Here is a 17,307-nt window from a genome sequence, read left to right on the forward strand (position 1 = left end):
TTTATTCTATATGTCATCAAACAAAAAATACTGGAAAAGTGTTGAAGAGCTGAATAACAGTTCTATTGTTGAGACGCTAAAAAATAAGGAATTTGCCGAGGAGATCCCGGTTGATGAGTTTTTAGGAGATAAAAAATCTCTTGAAAGTTCGAAGACTTCGCGTAGGGACTTCCTAAAGTATGTAGGTTTCTCTACTGCTGCAGCTTCGCTTGCTGCCTGTGAAGGGCCGGTGATCAAATCTATTCCTTATGTAGTTCAGCCGGAAAGAATCGTTCCTGGTGTTGCTAACTATTATGCCTCTGCAATTTCTGATGGTTATGATTTCTCACCTGTTTTAGTAAAGACTCGTGAGGGTAGACCAATCAAAATTGAGTCGAATAAACTGGCGACTATTAAGGCTGGTAGCGGTGCGAGAGTGAACGCGTCAGTATTGTCATTGTATGATACCAAGAGGGTGAAGCGCCCGATGATCGAGGGTCGCAACGTTTCTTGGGAAGAATTTGATAAAGAAGTAAAAGGAGCTCTGGAAGGTGCAGATGGTGAAATTGTGTTATTGACGCAAACTTTTGCCAGCCCGTCTACCACAAAGTTGATCCAGGAGTTTTCTTCAAAATACGGAAACGTTCGTCACGTAGTGTACGATGCGGTTTCTGAAGATGCGGCTTTAAATGCTTTCGCTTCCAAATACGGAAAAAGAGCTTTACCGAATTATGACTTTTGTGATGCCGAAGTAATCATTGGTGTTGGAGCTGATTTCCTTGGAGACTGGCAGGGTGGTGGCCACGATGTGAGCTACGCGGAAAGCCGACTTCCGAAGGATGGAAAAATGTCTCGTCACATTCAGTTCGAGGCAAATCTTACTCAAACAGGTGCGAAAGCTGATAAGCGTGTGCCTGTAAAGCCGTCTGACCAGAAGAAAGTTCTGGCGGCGCTTCATGGTTATGTTGCAGGAGGAAGTTCTACCAGTGATCTGCCTTCAGGTTTGGATGATGTAGTGGTGAAAGCTGCAAGTCAGTTAAGAAAAGCCGGAAGTAACGGGGTGGTAGTGTCTGGAATTCCAGATGTAAAAGCTCAACAAATGGTGTTGGAGATCAACGAGGCTCTTGGTAGCAGCGTGATGGATACTGATAACGCCAGAATGACCAGGCAGGGAAATGCTCAGGCTGTAAAACAGCTTGTAGAAGATATGAATGCCGGTAGCGTAGGTGCATTGTTGATAGCGGGTGTAAATCCTGCCTACAGTTTGCCAAACGCTGCTGAATTTAAAGAAGGTTTGAAGCAGGTGGGTATGACCCTTTCTTTTACTGAAAAGGAAGATGAAACTGCCAAGCTTTGTAAATTTGTCGCTGCTGCTCCTCATTACCTGGAGAGCTGGGGTGATGTTCAGTTCACTGCTAAGCAGTTTGCATTGACGCAGCCTACGATCAGGCCTCTTTTTGATACTAAGCAGTTTCAGGAGTGTTTATTGGCATGGACTGATAATGACACTTCTTATCATGATTATTTAAAGGAAACCTGGGCAGGACAACTTTCAGGAAAAGGATGGGCTAGAGCGCTTCATGATGGAGTGTTTGAAGGATCAAGTCCTGTTTCTGTAACTGCTGATATGTCTGCCGGTACAGCTTCAGAAACTGAAAGTTTATCTGAAGGCCAGGGTGGTATGGAAATGGTGCTTTACACCAAGACCTCTATGGGTGACGGGAAGCAATTCAACAACCCTTGGTTGCAGGAGATGCCAGATCCTATCACCAGAACTACCTGGGATAACTATTTAATGATCTCTAAAGCTGATGCTGATGCTTTAGAATTGGAGAATGAAATCGTTTCGAACGGTGCGCTAAACGGTAATTATGTAAATCTTACTGTTGGTGACATTACTTTGAAAAATGTACCTGTAATCGTTCAGCCTGGTCAGGCGAAAGGCTCTGTAGGTCTGGCTTTAGGTTACGGGAAAAAAGAAGGCGTTCAGGAAGAAATGCAGGTTGGTGTAAATGCCTACCCGCTTTACAAAGACTTCAAGTCTTTCCAGAACGTGAAAATTGAAAAAACTGGTGGTGTTCATGAATTTGCTTCCGTGCAGATGCAGAGTACCATGGCGGGTCGTGAAGAAGTGGTGAGAGAAACTACTTTGGAAATCTTTAATACTAAAGATAAACATGCTTTCAATCCGGTTCCGGAGGTAAGCTACAACCACGAAGAAATTCCGACCAGTGATAAAAATGCTGATATCTGGACCTCTTTTGACCGTTCAGTGGGGCATCATTTCAACCTTTCAATAGATCTTAATGCCTGTACTGGTTGCGGTGCCTGTGTGATCTCTTGTCATTCTGAAAACAACGTACCTGTTGTTGGTAAGGAAGAGGTTAGAAAGTTCCGTGATATGCACTGGTTGCGTATTGATAGATACTACTCTGCCGGAGATACTTTCAAGGAAGAGCAGAAGACTCTTGAGGAGCTTCCAGCTTTTGAGAATTATGATGTGATCGAAAATCCTTCATATGATAATCCTGAGGTAGCTTTCCAGCCGGTAATGTGTCAGCATTGTAACCATGCACCATGTGAAACTGTTTGTCCTGTTGCGGCAACTTCACACGGTAGACAGGGTCAGAACCAGATGATTTATAACAGATGCGTTGGAACACGTTACTGTGCTAACAACTGTCCTTATAAAGTACGTCGTTTCAACTGGTTCAACTATGCTCAGAATGATGAATTCGACTACCACATGAATAACGACCTTGGAAGAATGGTATTGAACCCAGATGTGGTTGTACGTTCAAGAGGGGTCATGGAGAAATGTTCTATGTGTATCCAGAGAACTCAGAAAACGATTCTTGATGCTAAGCGCGACGGAAGAGTGATTGAGGATGGTGAATTTAGCACAGCATGTTCTGATGCTTGTGATAAAGGAGCGATCAAGTTTGGAGATGTGAACAATGAAGATGCTGAAATCGTGAAGTTGAAAGAAAATGACAGGAAGTATTATCTGCTGGAATATTTAGGTACTCAGCCAAATGTGATGTACCAGATGAAAGTGAGAAATACTTCAGAAGCATAAAAAACAGAATTAAAAAACTAATTAGTTAATAAATATGTCGTCACATTACGAAGCGCCTATAAGAGAGCCTCTAGTTACCGGGGAAAAATCTTATCACGATGTAAGCGTAGATGTTGCTGCTCCAATTGAAGGAAGAGCTAACAAATCCTGGTGGATTGTTTTCTCTATCTCGTTAGTAGCATTTTTATGGGGATTGGGTTGTATTATTTACACCGTTTCCACTGGTATTGGAGTATGGGGTTTGAATAAAACCATAGGCTGGGCCTGGGATATCACCAACTTCGTTTGGTGGGTAGGTATTGGTCACGCTGGTACACTGATCTCGGCGGTACTCTTGTTATTCCGTCAAAAATGGAGAATGGCTGTAAACCGTTCTGCGGAAGCGATGACTATTTTCGCGGTTGTTCAGGCAGGTTTGTTCCCGATTATTCACATGGGGCGTCCTTGGTTAGCATATTGGGTACTTCCAATCCCAAACCAGTTCGGGTCTTTATGGGTGAACTTTAACTCTCCGCTGCTTTGGGACGTTTTCGCGATCTCGACATATCTTTCGGTTTCTTTGGTGTTCTGGTGGACAGGTTTACTTCCTGATTTCGCGATGATTCGTGACAGAGCAACAAAACCGTTTCAGAAGAAAATATACAGTCTGTTAAGTTTTGGATGGAGTGGACGTGCAAAAGACTGGCAACGTTTCGAAGAAGTTTCTTTGGTTCTTGCAGGTTTGGCGACACCACTGGTACTTTCGGTACACACTATTGTATCGTTTGACTTTGCAACTTCGGTTGTTCCGGGATGGCACTCTACCATTTATCCTCCTTACTTCGTTGCCGGGGCGATCTTTTCTGGATTCGCGATGGTACAGACGTTATTGATCATCATGCGTAAAGTGATCAATCTGGAAAACTACATCACATTGCTTCATATCGAATATATGAACAAGGTGATCCTGCTTACTGGAGGTATCGTTTCGATTGCCTACATCACCGAGTATTTCATTGGATGGTATTCTGGAAGTAGCTATGAGAATTACACCTATCTTTCTTATGGTGCTGCAACCGGACCTTACTGGTGGGCATTCTGGGCATTGATTACCTGCAACTTTATCGTGCCGTTGTCTTTATGGGTGAAAAGTCTAAGAAGAAACATTCTTTGGACGTTCATCGTAGCCCTGATCATTAACATTGGTATGTGGTTCGAGCGTTTCAACATTATCGTGGTGGATCTTAGCCACGGTAGAACACCTTCGTCCTGGGCGATGTTCTCTCCAACCTTTGTGGATATTGGAGTATTTATCGGGACTATCGGTTTCTTCTTTGTGTTGTTCCTTCTTTATGCTCGTACCTTCCCGGTAATTGCACAGGCAGAGGTAAAAACAATTTTGAAATCTTCAGGAGATAAGTATAAGAGATTAAGAGCTGAGCATGGTGATGATGTGAGCCACGTACATGTAGATAATGATCCTACCGCTGTAGAGCCAGAATCAAATATCAATCCTGATTTGACTTCTCAATTTGATGATGAGAAACCACATCACAACGAAACCGTAAATGCTGATGCGCTTACTTTTTCTGAAGTAGATAAAGATGAGCTGGACAATATGCTGGACCGCATCGGGACTTATGATCCAGCTTCTGAAGAAGCTGACGAACTTACGAAATTGAAGGCCGTAGGACCATTAATGCAACAGCGTTTGCATCAGGTAGGAATCTACAAATTCCACCAGGTGGCCAGGTTAGAAGATAGAGATTTTGAATTGCTGGATCGTGTGATTGAGCGTTTCCCAAATGCTGAAAAGCGTGAGGACTGGGTTGCACAGGCAAATAAACAGATTAAAAAGTAATTTAAGAGATGGCTTCAAAGTTAATACACGCTATTTACAAAGACGACGATCTTGTTTTACAGGCCGTAAAGCAAATCAGGGATGCGCGCTATCACATTGGCGAAGTTTATACGCCATTTCCGGTACACGGTATCGATAAAGCGATGGGACTGGCACCTACCAGGCTGGCAATTTGTTCCTTCCTTTATGGTATTACCGGTCTTACCGTAGCCGTTTTGATGATGAACTTTATGATGATCCAGGACTGGCCTCAGGATATTGGTGGGAAACCAAGTTTCCACTTTTACCAGAACATGCCAACCTTTGTCCCGATCATGTTTGAGCTTACGGTATTTTTCGCAGCTCACCTTATGGTAATTACTTTTTACATGCGTTCGAAGTTGTGGCCTTTCAGAAAAGCTGAAAATCCAGATCCAAGAACTACTGATGATCACTTCTTAATTGAAGTAGATGCATCTGATCACAATGTAGATAAGTTAACAGATTTTCTGTACAATACCGGTGCAGCTGAAATTAAACTAATCGAAAATTAAAAAACTAATGACTAGTTTGTTCAATAAATCCATATTTGCTGTTGTCCTTGCAGGCCTGCTGGTTTCCTGTGCAGGTAAGGATGAACCAAATTATCAATATTTCCCGGATATGTATGAGCCGGTACCTTACGAGGCTTACGGAGCATACCCGATCTTTCAGAACGAGCAGGAAGCAAAACTTCCTGTAGATGGTTCAGTTCCAAGAGGCTGGATGCCTTATGAGTATCCAAACACTCCTGAAGGGAAAGCTGATGCCAAGGCAAATCTTCAAAACCCACTTCCGTATACCGAGGATAACCTGAACAAGGGGAAAGCTTTGTATACCATTTACTGTGCAGTTTGTCATGGTGACAAGGGAGACGGAAAAGGGATCCTGGTTCAGAGAGAGAAGATCCTGGGGGTTCCGGCATATAACGATGCTGGACGTGCCATCACCGAAGGGGATGTATATCACGTGATGTATTACGGGATCAACAATATGGGTTCTTATGCCGTGCAGACCAATGAAGAAGAGCGTTGGCAAATTGACTACTACGTGATGAGCCTGAAAGCTCAGCTGGACGGTCAGGCAGAAAGACCTTTTGAAAAAACCAATATGACTAATAAGGAAGCCTTGTTTCCAAAGGTGAAAGCCGGTCAGGACTCTACATCAGTAGACATGGCCAGTGCAGAAACCGCAAGTCAAGAATAAGCAATAATATCTATCTGTTAGTATGTATACGTTTTCAAGCAAATTAAAGTTAAGTGCAATCATCTTAATGGTTGTAGGTGTTATTGGCATTGTATGGGGATTCATGGCTGCACCAGATAATATTGATGATGTAAAGCAAATGATGGCTGAACAGGAAGCCCATCATGGAGCTGAAGCTACTCATGAAGAAGGTGGTGAAACCGCGCACATGGAAGACGCTGAAATGAATGCTGCTGGTCATGCTGAAGCATCCCACGAAACAGCTTCGGAAGAACATGGCGAGGAAGCCCACGGGGAAGCGGCACACGGAGGTGAGCATGGAGATGCACATTATGAGCATTTGCTACACCAGCTGCAAACCAAACCCTGGTCTGCAATCTATGTGGCTGCATTCTTTTTCTTTATGATCGCCCTTGGAGCCATGGTGTTCTATGCGATTCAGTATGCAGCTCAGGCCGGTTGGTCACCCGTATTATTTAAAGTTTTAGAAGGAATCACCTCTTACTTACTACCCGGATCGATCATTGTATTCCTGATCGTTATTTTCGCAGGAACGCATTTCTATCCCTGGCAAAATGAAGAGCTAGTTTCAGAAGATAAGATCCTACAGGCAAAATCAGGATACCTGAACTTCCCGTTCTTCCTGATTAGAGGGATCCTTTATCTTATAGGATGGAACCTATACCGATATTTCGCTTTGAAATTCTCAAGCGAGCAGGCAGAGGTTACCGGGAAAGATTACAGGCCTTACAGAAAAAGTTTCAAGGCAGCTGTTTTCTTCCTGATCTTCTTCATTCTTTCAGAATCAATGATGGCCTGGGACTGGTTCATGAGTATGGATCCACACTGGTATAGCACCCTTTTCGCATGGTATATCTTTGCAAGTATGTTCGTATCTGCGATCACCGTGATCGCGATCGTGACGGTCTTCCTGAGAAGAGCTGGATACCTGCCGTTCGTGAACGACAGCCACCTGCACGATCTGGCAAAGTTCATGTTTGCCTTTAGTGTATTCTGGACGTACCTGTGGTTCGGGCAGTTCATGCTGATCTGGTATGCAAACATTCCGGAAGAGGTTACATACTTCATCATGAGAATTGAAAATTACAACCTGTTCTTCTTCGGAATGCTGATCCTGAACTTTGTGTTCCCGATCCTGCTTTTGATGAACAGCGATTACAAACGTGTGCCGATCTTTATCGTATTGGCCGGATTGGTAATTCTTACAGGGCATTATATTGATATTTTCCTACTGGTAACTCCTTCAACGGTTGGACCAAACTGGAGTATAGGGCCTGCTGAAATTGGAGGGCTGCTGTTCTTCCTTGGGCTATTCGTTCTGGTAGTAGGCAGCGGGTTGAGCAAGATCAACCTGTATCCTAAAGGTAACCCGTTCCTGAAAGAGAGTGAACATTATCATTATTAATAAAAGACTGATTGTTTAAAGAAGAATTTATAAAATGACCGTATTTTTAGTAATCATAGTTCTAGCACTTCTGGCAGTAACAGGTTGGCAGATCTCCAAGATCGTTCAGCTATCTAAAAAACCAGATGCCGATACTTCCCAGGTTGCCAATGATAGTGACAACCGCATGAATGGTAAACTGATGCTGGGATTTGTAATTTTCCTTTATATCCTTACCATCTTCTGTTTCTGGAACTACGGAAAGTTCTACCTTCCGGAAGCAGCTTCTGAGCATGGGTCACAATATGATACCCTGATGTTTGTTTCTATCGCCTTGATCATGGTGGTACAGATCATAACCCAGGGATTGTTGCATATTTTTGCCTTTAAATACAAAGGAAATAAGAACAACCGAGCACTTTTTTATGCTGATAATGATAAATTGGAATTCATCTGGACCATCATCCCGGTGATTGTTCTGGCTGGTTTGATCATCTACGGATTGTTCACCTGGAGTGACATCATGAATGTGAATGAAGATGAAGACCCGATGGTTGTGGAAATTTACGCCTATCAGTTTGCATGGCGAGCCAGATATTCTGGGGAAGATAACACGCTTGGAAAAGCCAACGTTCGTTTTATTGAAGGAGTGAATCAGTTAGGTGTTGATGAATCTGATTCTTACGGAGATGATGATAAGATCACTACCGAATTACACCTTCCGGTGAATAGACCGGTCCTTTTCAAGTTCCGCTCTCAGGATGTTCTGCATTCCGCTTATTTCCCATTTTTCCGGGCACAGATGAACGTGGTTCCGGGAATGATCACCCAATTCAGTTTCACTCCAACCATGACTTCAGACGAGATGCGTTCCAGCAAGTACATGCAGGAAAAGGTGAAGTCTGTCAACGATCTGATCAATGAACAGAACAAAGAATTGGCTGCGCAGGGAGAACCGGCAAAAGATTCTTACGAGTTTGAATATTTCCTGCTGTGTAACAAAATTTGCGGCCAGGGTCACTACAACATGCAGATGAAGATCGTTGTAGAGTCTGAAGAAGACTACCAGGCCTGGTTAGACGAACAGCCAACTTTTGCTTCTACTATGGAAGGGCAAAACCAGTCTGGAACTGAAGACGCTGCAAGCGAAGATCCAAAACCGGCTGATGAAGCTGGCGAAGCTCCTGCAGGAGAAAATGGAAGCGAAAACGGAGAATCAGCTGAAGGGACTCAGGAAGAGACTACTGTGGCTGTTGTAGAAGAAAATTAAAAAAATTAAGATAAAGAATTAGAGATATGTCAGCAATTGCAAACGCAGCACCGGCACACGATCACCACGACGATCACGGACATCATCATCACAAAGAGACTTTTATAACCAAGTATATCTTTAGTACAGATCATAAGATGATCTCTAAGCAATACCTGATCACCGGTTTGATCATGGGTATTATCGGGATCGCGATGTCTATTCTATTCCGTATCCAGCTGGCCTGGCCGGAACAGTCTTTCTGGATATTTAAAGTCTTATTAGGTGAAAAATGGGCTCCAGATGGTGTGATGTCTCCAAGTATTTACCTGGCACTGGTAACGATTCACGGTACTATTATGGTATTCTTCGTATTAACGGCGGGCTTGAGTGGTACGTTTAGTAACCTGCTTATTCCGTTGCAGATCGGTGCACGTGATATGGCCTCAGGATTCCTGAACATGGTTTCATACTGGTTGTTCTTTCTATCGAGTGTGATCATGGTTAGCTCCCTTTTCGTAGAATCGGGACCTGCAATGGCTGGTTGGACGATCTATCCTCCTTTAAGTGCGCTGCCGCAAGCGGTTAGCGGTTCCGGAACAGGGATGACGCTTTGGTTGGTTTCTATGGCCATTTTCATTGCTTCTTCGCTTCTTGGTTCTTTGAACTATATCGTAACTGTATTGAATCTTAGAACGAAGGGAATGTCTATGACCAGACTTCCGCTTACGATCTGGGCATTCTTTGTAACAGCCATTATCGGTGTGGTTTCATTCCCGGTACTTCTTTCTGCAGCTTTGTTGCTGATCATGGATCGTAGCTTCGGAACATCGTTCTTCCTTAGTGATATCTTCATCCAGGGAGAAGTATTAAGTCACCAGGGTGGTTCACCGGTTCTTTTTGAACACCTTTTCTGGTTCCTTGGTCACCCTGAAGTATACATCGTATTGCTTCCGGCACTAGGGATCACTTCAGAAATTATTGCTACCAACTCGCGTAAACCGATCTTCGGTTACCGTGCGATGGTGGCGTCGATCCTGGCGATCGCATTCCTTTCAACAATCGTTTGGGGACACCATATGTTCGTCTCTGGTATGAACCCGTTCCTTGGTTCGGTATTTACCTTTACCACTTTGTTGATCGCAATTCCTTCCGCGGTAAAAGCATTTAACTATATCACCACTTTATGGAAAGGTAACCTGCAGATGAACCCGGCCATGCTGTTTTCAATCGGTTTGGTTTCTACTTTCATCACTGGTGGTCTTACAGGTATCATCCTGGGAGATTCTACCTTAGATATCAACGTTCACGATACGTATTTCGTGGTGGCTCACTTCCACCTGGTAATGGGTATTTCCGCGTTGTACGGATTGTTTGCCGGGGTTTATCACTGGTTCCCAAAAATGTGGGGAAGAATGATGAACAAGAACCTTGGTTACATACACTTCTGGGTGACTGCAGTAGGAGCTTACGGGGTATTTTTCCCAATGCATTTCATAGGTATCGCAGGCCTTCCAAGACGATATTATACCAATACAGCGTTCCCTTATTTTGAGGATTTCGCTGATGTGAATACGATCATTACTGTTTCAGCCATCATCACGGCATTGGTACAATTGGTATTCATTTACAACTTTTTCCACTCCATGTTCTTCGGAAAGAAAGCAACGCAGAATCCATGGAAATCGAACACCCTGGAATGGACCACTCCGGTGGAGCACATCCACGGAAACTGGCCTGGAGCAATTCCTTCAGTTTATCGCTGGCCTTATGACTATTCCAAACAACTGGAAAACGGTGAGTACGTGATCCAGGGTCAGGATTTTGTGCCACAAACGGTGCCGCTTCAGGAAAACGAAGAAGAGCTAAATCACTAAAATTGATTACTTCAATAAACATCAGAGCCTTTCCGGGAAACCGGAGAGGCTTTTTTAATTATCTTTGAGTCATTGCTATTTCTTCGGAATTTGATACGAATTCCATATATTCAAACGAACTAATCTGGTATTTATGAACGAAAACCTCGATCCAAGCGGAGAGAATTTTTCATCGGAAGAATTTGATATTGAAAGAGCTTTACGTCCGCTGAGTTTCGAAGATTTTGCCGGCCAGGAACAGGTCCTGGAAAATCTTCAGGTTTTTGTACAGGCGGCCAATATGCGTGGCGATGCGCTTGATCATACCTTGTTTCATGGCCCTCCCGGATTGGGAAAAACCACGCTTGCTCATATCCTGGCCAATGAACTGAACGTAGGTATTAAGGTTACTTCCGGGCCTGTTCTGGACAAGCCTGGCGATTTGGCAGGGTTGCTCACCAATCTGGACGAAAGAGATATTTTATTTATCGATGAGATTCACAGGCTGAGCCCGATCGTGGAAGAATACCTGTATTCAGCTATGGAAGATTATCGCATCGATATCATGCTGGAAACTGGTCCCAATGCACGTACGGTGCAGATCAATCTGAATCCGTTTACGCTGATTGGAGCGACGACGCGCTCAGGACTATTAACAGCGCCAATGAGGGCACGCTTTGGTATTTCTAGCCGGTTACAATATTATACTACAGAACTGCTTTCAGGGATCGTTGAAAGAAGCGCCGAAATTTTAAAAGTTCCGATTAACCTGGACGCGGCTATTGAAATTGCCGGTAGGAGCAGGGGAACACCCCGAATTGCTAACGCACTCCTGCGTCGCGTACGTGATTTTGCACAGATCAAAGGTAATGGAAGGATCGACCTGGAGATCGCCCGCTATGGTTTGAAAGCGCTGAATGTTGATGCACATGGGCTTGATGAAATGGATAATAAAATTCTGGCGACCATTATCGATAAATTTAAAGGAGGACCGGTTGGTATCACCACACTGGCTACGGCTGTTAGCGAAAGTGCCGAAACGATCGAAGAAGTTTATGAACCATTCTTGATTCAGCAGGGGTTCATTTACCGCACTCCGCGTGGACGGGAAGTCACGGAAGCGGCCTACAAACACCTCGGAAGGATCAAAGGTGGTCCTCAGGGCGGACTCTTTGACCAATAAGCTCAAAATGGGTAAAAACGACCATATTCCTGAAGTATCTCTTTTTCGGTTTCTGAAACATTCTTTGGAAATTCTGAAGAATCCGCTGCCATTTCATCATCAGAATTTTGAGCAGAAAGGCGATACGTTTCGGCTGAACATCGGTCCCGGGAAATCGGTCATTTTTAGCCGCGATCCGGCACTAGCGGAATATGTGCTTCAGAAAAATCAGAAGAATTATTCCAAAACCGAGATTCAGACCAAAGACCTGGCAAAATATATTGGTCGTGGGTTGCTCACTGCCGAAGGTGATCACTGGAAACGACAACGAAAATTGATCCAGCCTGCCTTTCATAAAAAGCAGCTCGCTCAATTGCTGGATTCGGTTCAGCGAGCCATTCAGCAGGAATTAAGGCGGATCGAACCGGAAAAATCGATCGATATTTTTCCAATTTTCAATGATCTGGCGTTTCAAACAGTCGTGAAATCCCTTTTTAAAGATGCGGCCTCCAAGGAAGAGATCAACAGGCTGCAGTTTATTACAGAGGAAGCACAGAAAATGCTGGTTCGCGAATTACGGCAACCCTATCTCGGCTGGTATTTCAAGCTAAGCGGAAAACTGGAATCTTACCTGGCCCTGACCAGGGAATCGCGTGAAATTCTGAAAAAGATCGTACATGATCGGCGGGAATCGGGTAAAAAATATGATGATTTGCTGGATATGTTGCTGGATGCGCGCTATGAGGATGGCAATTTTATGGATGAAGAACAGCTTATAGATGAGATCCTGATCCTTTTTACTGCCGGTCATGAAACCACTTCCAACGCGTTGAGCTTTATTGCGCAGCTGCTGGCTCATCATCCCGAATGGCAGGACAAAATTTTTGCAGAATACGCCAAGCTTTCTTCAGAAAATGACTTAATGAGTTTGGTCACTCAAACTCCCTCGACTCAAATGGTCATCGAAGAATCGATGCGTTTGTATCCCCCGGCATATTTCATTGATAGGGTAAATATAGAAAAGGATGAATTTCAGAATATGAAATTTGAGAAAGGATCGAATTTGCTCTTGTCGATTTATGAAATGCATCGCCATCCTGATTTCTGGGAAGATCCGGATGATTTCAAACCGGAACGTTTTGGGGGAAACAGCATGAAATATAGTTCCCAGTATTTTCCTTTCGGTGCCGGGCCGCGAAAATGTATCGGTAATAATTTTGCAATGTTTGAGATGATCCTGGCGGTTCTGGAGATCATTTCAAAATACAAGATTAAGCCAGTAAAGCCTCAAATTGACATAAAACCCTTGATCACCTTAAAGCCGAAAAATGCTATTCTGAAGTTCGAACAGCGAAGCTAAATTATTTTCCGAAGTACCTTCTTTTACTCAAATCAGGTTCTTCAAATCCCTGTTACGGGTCAATTTTTCATAAATTGGCAGCAAATTTGAAATTTGAACGGCCTGTCTTCAAAATATTCCGAATTGATAAAATCTGAAGCCAAACGTCTCGGATTTTTGTCTTGTGGTATCAGTAAAGCCGAATTTCTGGAAGAGGAAGCACCGAGGCTGGAAAGCTGGCTGGAGCAGAATATGCATGGTGAAATGCGTTATATGGAAAATTATTTCGATAAACGTCTTGATCCCACGAAACTGGTGCCAGGCTCCAAAAGTGTCATTTCTCTTCTCCTGAATTATTATCCTTCAGAACTTCAGAATCAAGATTCGTATAAGATCAGTAAATACGCTTACGGCCGGGATTATCATTTTGTGATCAAGGATAAACTGAAGCAATTATTAAGCGGTCTTCAGGAGCAAATTGGGGATTTTCATGGCCGCGCCTTTGTCGATTCCGCACCAGTTCTGGATAAAGCCTGGGCAGCGAAAAGCGGTCTCGGCTGGATTGGAAAACATTCCAACTTATTATCTAAAAAAACAGGCTCTTTTTATTTTATAGCCGAACTGATCGTTGATCTTGATCTGGAATATGATACGGCGGTTACCGATCACTGCGGAAGTTGTACCGCCTGTATCGACGCCTGCCCAACCAACGCCATTGTGGAACCTTATAAAGTAGACGGGAGCAAATGCATTTCCTATTTCACCATTGAACTGAAAGACGAAATCCCATATTCCATGGCTGGGCAGTTTGATGACTGGATGTTCGGTTGCGACGTTTGCCAGGATGTTTGCCCGTGGAACCGATTTTCAAAAGCCCATCGGGAACCTTTATTTGATCCTCACCCTGCGATTCTGGAGTACGATAAAAAAGACTGGGAAGAGATCACTCGCGAGACATTTAATGAGATTTTCCGGAAGTCGGCTGTCAAAAGAACCAAATTTGAAGGTTTGAGGCGCAATATGGAATTTTTGAAAAAACGTACTTAGCCCGCGATAGGTATTGCGCATAGAAAATGCCAGTTTTCAAAACAGGTTTATTTTGTATCAAAGTCGGCTAAAATCTTTTATATCAAAAATTTTCAATTAGAATAGGAAGCTTCTTAACTTTGTTTCTCCTCTAAAATTAGAACTATGAGTAATTCTTCCAGAAAGCGAAGAGAGGCCCTGGTTTATCACGCCAAGCCGAAACCGGGAAAAATTGAAGTTGTACCAACTAAAAAATACGCGACTCAGCGTGATCTTTCCCTGGCTTATTCGCCCGGTGTGGCCGAGCCCTGCCTGGAGATCGAAAAAGATAAAGAGAATGCCTATAAATATACCACCAAAGGGAACCTGGTAGCTGTAATCTCCAACGGAACAGCTGTGCTGGGTCTGGGTGATATTGGTCCGGAAGCCTCCAAGCCGGTGATGGAAGGAAAAGGCCTGCTGTTTAAGATCTTTGCTGATATTGACGTCTTTGACATCGAGGTAGATACAAAAGACGTAGATAAATTCATTGAAACGGTCAAAAATATCGCGCCCACTTTCGGCGGGATCAACCTGGAGGATATCAAGGCGCCCGAAGCCTTTGAAATAGAACAACGTTTGAAAGCAGAACTGGATATCCCGGTCATGCATGACGACCAGCATGGTACGGCGATCATTTCTGCTGCCGCTTTGCTCAATGCGGTGGAGCTCGCTAAAAAGAAAATGGGAAAAGTAAAGATCGTGGTAAGTGGTGCTGGTGCTGCTGCGGTCTCCTGTACGAAACTCTATAAAGCCTTCGGAGCGAAAGCTGAAAATATTGTCATGCTGGACAGTAAAGGGGTTATCCGGAAAGACCGCGAAAACCTTTCCGAAGAAAAGAAAGAATTTGCGACTTCCAGAAAAATAGATACTCTTGCCGAAGCCATGAAGGATGCCGATGTGTTTATCGGTCTTTCCATTGCTGATATTGTGACGCCTGAAATGCTGAAAAGTATGGCGAAAAGGCCAATCGTGTTCGCAATGGCCAATCCCAACCCGGAGATCGATTATGAACTGGCGATGAAAACCCGAAAAGATGTGATCATGGCGACCGGTCGTAGTGATCATCCTAACCAGGTGAATAATGTGCTCGGTTTCCCGTTCATTTTCAGGGGAGCACTGGATGTTCGTGCCACCAAGATCAATGAGGATATGAAAATGGCCGCGGTCAAAGCCTTGGCTGAACTGGCTAAAGAAGCCGTGCCGGAGCAGGTCAATATTGCCTACGGCGAAACCCGGCTGAATTTTGGACCGGAATATATTATTCCGAAACCATTCGATCCCCGACTCATCGCCAAAGTGCCGCCTGCCGTGGCAAAAGCGGCCATGGAGAGCGGTGTGGCCAGACAGGAAATTACCGACTGGCAGAAGTATGAAGATGAGTTATTGGAGCGAATGGGTAGCGACAACAAGATCACCAGGCTGTTGATGAACCGCGCGAAGACCAATCCTAAAAGGATTGTTTTTGCTGAAGCGGATCACCTGGATGTCCTGAAAGCGGCTCAAATCGTAAATGATGAAGGAATTGGGATTCCAATTTTACTGGGAAGACATGAGATCATCAAGGAATTGATGAACGAGATCGATTTTGATGCGGATGTGGCCATTATCGATCCAAAATCTGACGAAGCCCAGGAACAACTCGACCGGTACGCTCAAAAATATTGGGAAAACAGGCATCGTAACGGCGTGACCAAATACGATGCGGAAAAACTGATGCGCGAACGAAACTATTTCGCCGCGATGATGGTTAACGAGGGCGATGCAGATGCGCTGCTCTCAGGTTATTCAAGAGCCTATCCTACCGTTGTAAAGCCGATGCTGGAATTGATCGGGATGGCCAAAGGCGTTTCACGGGTAGCTGCTACCAACGTGATGAATACTTCCAGAGGACCTATTTTCATCAGTGACACTTCGATTAATATTGATCCACCTGCCAAAGACCTGGCAAAAATTGCCCAAATGACGGCACGTACCGTTCAGTTATTCGGAATGGAGCCGGTCATTGCCATGATCTCGTATGCGAACTTCGGCTCGTCTAAAGATCCGCGTGCGAAAAAGGTAAAAGATGCGGTCTCCTATTTGCACCGTTTTCATCCTGATCTTAGCGTAGACGGGGAATTGCAAACAGATTTTGCGCTCAACCGCGAGATGCTTCAGAGTAAGTTTCCATTTTCGAAACTAGCTGGTAAAAAGGTGAATACATTGATCTATCCAGACCTGGATTCTGCGAACAGCACCTACAAACTTATCAAGGAACTGAATAATGTCGATTCCATTGGTCCCATTATGATGGGGATGAAAAAACCAGTGCACGTACTTCAGCTTGGAGCCAGCGTGGAAGAAATGGTGAACATGGCTGCCGTGGCAGTAGTGGATGCTCAGGAGAAGGAAAAAAGAGCCAAAAAATAAGGTTTTTCAAACTATAGTAGCTGAAGGCGGGAATTACAATTTCTGCCTTTAGTTTATTTTACTACATTTGAGTGCTAACCTAAGTCTTTTTCATGATTCATCACTTAAAGGGGCAATTGATTGAGAAAAACCCAACTTATGTAGTAATAGACTGTAATGGTGTAGGCTACACGGTCAATATTTCCCTTCATACCTATTCGCTGCTGGCAAATTCAGAAGCTATTAGTTTATATACCTATTTACAGGTCAAGGAAGATTCGCACACCCTTTATGGTTTCATGGAGAAATCTGAAAGGGAGATCTTTAAATTGCTAATTTCGGTTTCCGGAGTTGGAACCAGTACGGCCAGGACCATGTTGTCATCGCTGCAGCCACGCGAGGTAACCACCGCTATCGCCCATGGAGATGTCGTGACCATCCAGAGCGTGAAAGGTATTGGAGCCAAAACAGCTCAGCGCGTAATTCTCGATCTCAAAGATAAAGTTCTGAAAGTGATGGCTGAAGGTGATGAAGTTTTAGTCTCGCAAAGCAATACAAACAAGGAAGAAGCGTTATCAGCATTAGAGGTCTTGGGATACAACCGTCGCCAGGCAGGGAAAGTAGTAGATAAGATTTTGAACGACGATCCTGACTCATCCGTAGAATCGATTATAAAACTGGCTCTTAAAAAGCTGTAAATACATTGAGGAACAATTAC

The 17,307-nt window shown here is 44.0% G+C and carries 12 protein-coding genes; all 12 read left to right on the top strand.

Annotated features, from left to right (window positions below; translation table 11 throughout):
* The first annotated feature begins 10 nt into the window (after nucleotides 1-10).
* The gene (locus tag GRFL_RS09650; RefSeq protein ID WP_083644422.1) at nucleotides 11-3,058 is read left to right on the top strand and encodes a TAT-variant-translocated molybdopterin oxidoreductase; all 3,048 of its coding nucleotides are present in this window, start codon (nucleotides 11-13) and stop codon (nucleotides 3,056-3,058) included.
* 34 nt (nucleotides 3,059-3,092) lie between these two features.
* On the top strand, nucleotides 3,093-4,898 hold the full coding sequence (gene nrfD, locus GRFL_RS09655) for an NrfD/PsrC family molybdoenzyme membrane anchor subunit (protein WP_083644423.1): 1,806 nt from the start codon (nucleotides 3,093-3,095) through the stop codon (nucleotides 4,896-4,898).
* An 8-nt stretch (nucleotides 4,899-4,906) separates the two neighbouring features.
* Nucleotides 4,907-5,431 (top strand): DUF3341 domain-containing protein, encoded by a 525-nt coding sequence (locus tag GRFL_RS09660; protein ID WP_083644424.1) that lies wholly within the window; start codon nucleotides 4,907-4,909, stop codon nucleotides 5,429-5,431.
* 7 nt (nucleotides 5,432-5,438) lie between these two features.
* Nucleotides 5,439-6,122, top strand: coding sequence for a c-type cytochrome (locus GRFL_RS09665; protein ID WP_083644425.1), 684 nt, complete (start codon nucleotides 5,439-5,441; stop codon nucleotides 6,120-6,122).
* Between the two features lie 22 nt (nucleotides 6,123-6,144).
* Complete coding sequence (locus GRFL_RS09670) at nucleotides 6,145-7,548, top strand: quinol:cytochrome C oxidoreductase (protein WP_083644426.1); 1,404 nt, start codon at nucleotides 6,145-6,147, stop codon at nucleotides 7,546-7,548.
* Between the two features lie 34 nt (nucleotides 7,549-7,582).
* On the top strand, nucleotides 7,583-8,797 hold the full coding sequence (locus GRFL_RS09675; protein WP_083644427.1) for a cytochrome c oxidase subunit II: 1,215 nt from the start codon (nucleotides 7,583-7,585) through the stop codon (nucleotides 8,795-8,797).
* A gap of 26 nt (nucleotides 8,798-8,823) precedes the next feature.
* A complete protein-coding gene (locus GRFL_RS09680; RefSeq protein WP_083644428.1) occupies nucleotides 8,824-10,653 on the top strand; it encodes a cytochrome c oxidase subunit I in 1,830 nt (609 codons plus the stop codon).
* Between the two features lie 133 nt (nucleotides 10,654-10,786).
* On the top strand, nucleotides 10,787-11,815 hold the full coding sequence (gene ruvB / locus GRFL_RS09685; RefSeq protein ID WP_083644429.1) for a Holliday junction branch migration DNA helicase RuvB: 1,029 nt from the start codon (nucleotides 10,787-10,789) through the stop codon (nucleotides 11,813-11,815).
* Nucleotides 11,816-11,822: 7 nt separating this feature from the next.
* Nucleotides 11,823-13,154 (top strand): cytochrome P450, encoded by a 1,332-nt coding sequence (locus tag GRFL_RS09690; RefSeq protein WP_083644430.1) that lies wholly within the window; start codon nucleotides 11,823-11,825, stop codon nucleotides 13,152-13,154.
* 123 nt (nucleotides 13,155-13,277) lie between these two features.
* Nucleotides 13,278-14,180: a tRNA epoxyqueuosine(34) reductase QueG gene (gene queG, locus GRFL_RS09695; RefSeq protein WP_236995783.1), complete on the top strand. Its 903-nt coding sequence runs from the start codon at nucleotides 13,278-13,280 to the stop codon at nucleotides 14,178-14,180.
* A gap of 144 nt (nucleotides 14,181-14,324) precedes the next feature.
* A complete protein-coding gene (locus GRFL_RS09700; protein ID WP_083644432.1) occupies nucleotides 14,325-16,610 on the top strand; it encodes an NADP-dependent malic enzyme in 2,286 nt (761 codons plus the stop codon).
* Between the two features lie 92 nt (nucleotides 16,611-16,702).
* Entirely contained in the window at nucleotides 16,703-17,287 is a 585-nt protein-coding gene (ruvA, locus tag GRFL_RS09705; protein WP_083644433.1) for a Holliday junction branch migration protein RuvA, read from the top strand.
* The last annotated feature ends 20 nt before the right edge of the window (nucleotides 17,288-17,307 follow it).

The sequence above is a fragment of the Christiangramia flava JLT2011 genome (genome assembly GCF_001951155.1).
Taxonomy (GTDB): domain Bacteria; phylum Bacteroidota; class Bacteroidia; order Flavobacteriales; family Flavobacteriaceae; genus Christiangramia; species Christiangramia flava.

What these genes read in the sequence shown, in the direction of transcription:
- ruvA (WP_083644433.1), top strand. Translation starts at nt 16,703, where the DNA reads ATGATTCATCACTTAAAGGGGCAATTGATTGAGAAAAACCCAACTTAT.
- nrfD (WP_083644423.1), top strand. Translation starts at nt 3,093, where the DNA reads ATGTCGTCACATTACGAAGCGCCTATAAGAGAGCCTCTAGTTACCGGG.
- ruvB (WP_083644429.1), top strand. Translation starts at nt 10,787, where the DNA reads ATGAACGAAAACCTCGATCCAAGCGGAGAGAATTTTTCATCGGAAGAA.
- GRFL_RS09700 (WP_083644432.1), top strand. Translation starts at nt 14,325, where the DNA reads ATGAGTAATTCTTCCAGAAAGCGAAGAGAGGCCCTGGTTTATCACGCC.
- GRFL_RS09675 (WP_083644427.1), top strand. Translation starts at nt 7,583, where the DNA reads ATGACCGTATTTTTAGTAATCATAGTTCTAGCACTTCTGGCAGTAACA.
- GRFL_RS09670 (WP_083644426.1), top strand. Translation starts at nt 6,145, where the DNA reads ATGTATACGTTTTCAAGCAAATTAAAGTTAAGTGCAATCATCTTAATG.
- GRFL_RS09665 (WP_083644425.1), top strand. Translation starts at nt 5,439, where the DNA reads ATGACTAGTTTGTTCAATAAATCCATATTTGCTGTTGTCCTTGCAGGC.
- GRFL_RS09680 (WP_083644428.1), top strand. Translation starts at nt 8,824, where the DNA reads ATGTCAGCAATTGCAAACGCAGCACCGGCACACGATCACCACGACGAT.
- GRFL_RS09650 (WP_083644422.1), top strand. Translation starts at nt 11, where the DNA reads ATGTCATCAAACAAAAAATACTGGAAAAGTGTTGAAGAGCTGAATAAC.
- GRFL_RS09690 (WP_083644430.1), top strand. Translation starts at nt 11,823, where the DNA reads ATGGGTAAAAACGACCATATTCCTGAAGTATCTCTTTTTCGGTTTCTG.
- GRFL_RS09660 (WP_083644424.1), top strand. Translation starts at nt 4,907, where the DNA reads ATGGCTTCAAAGTTAATACACGCTATTTACAAAGACGACGATCTTGTT.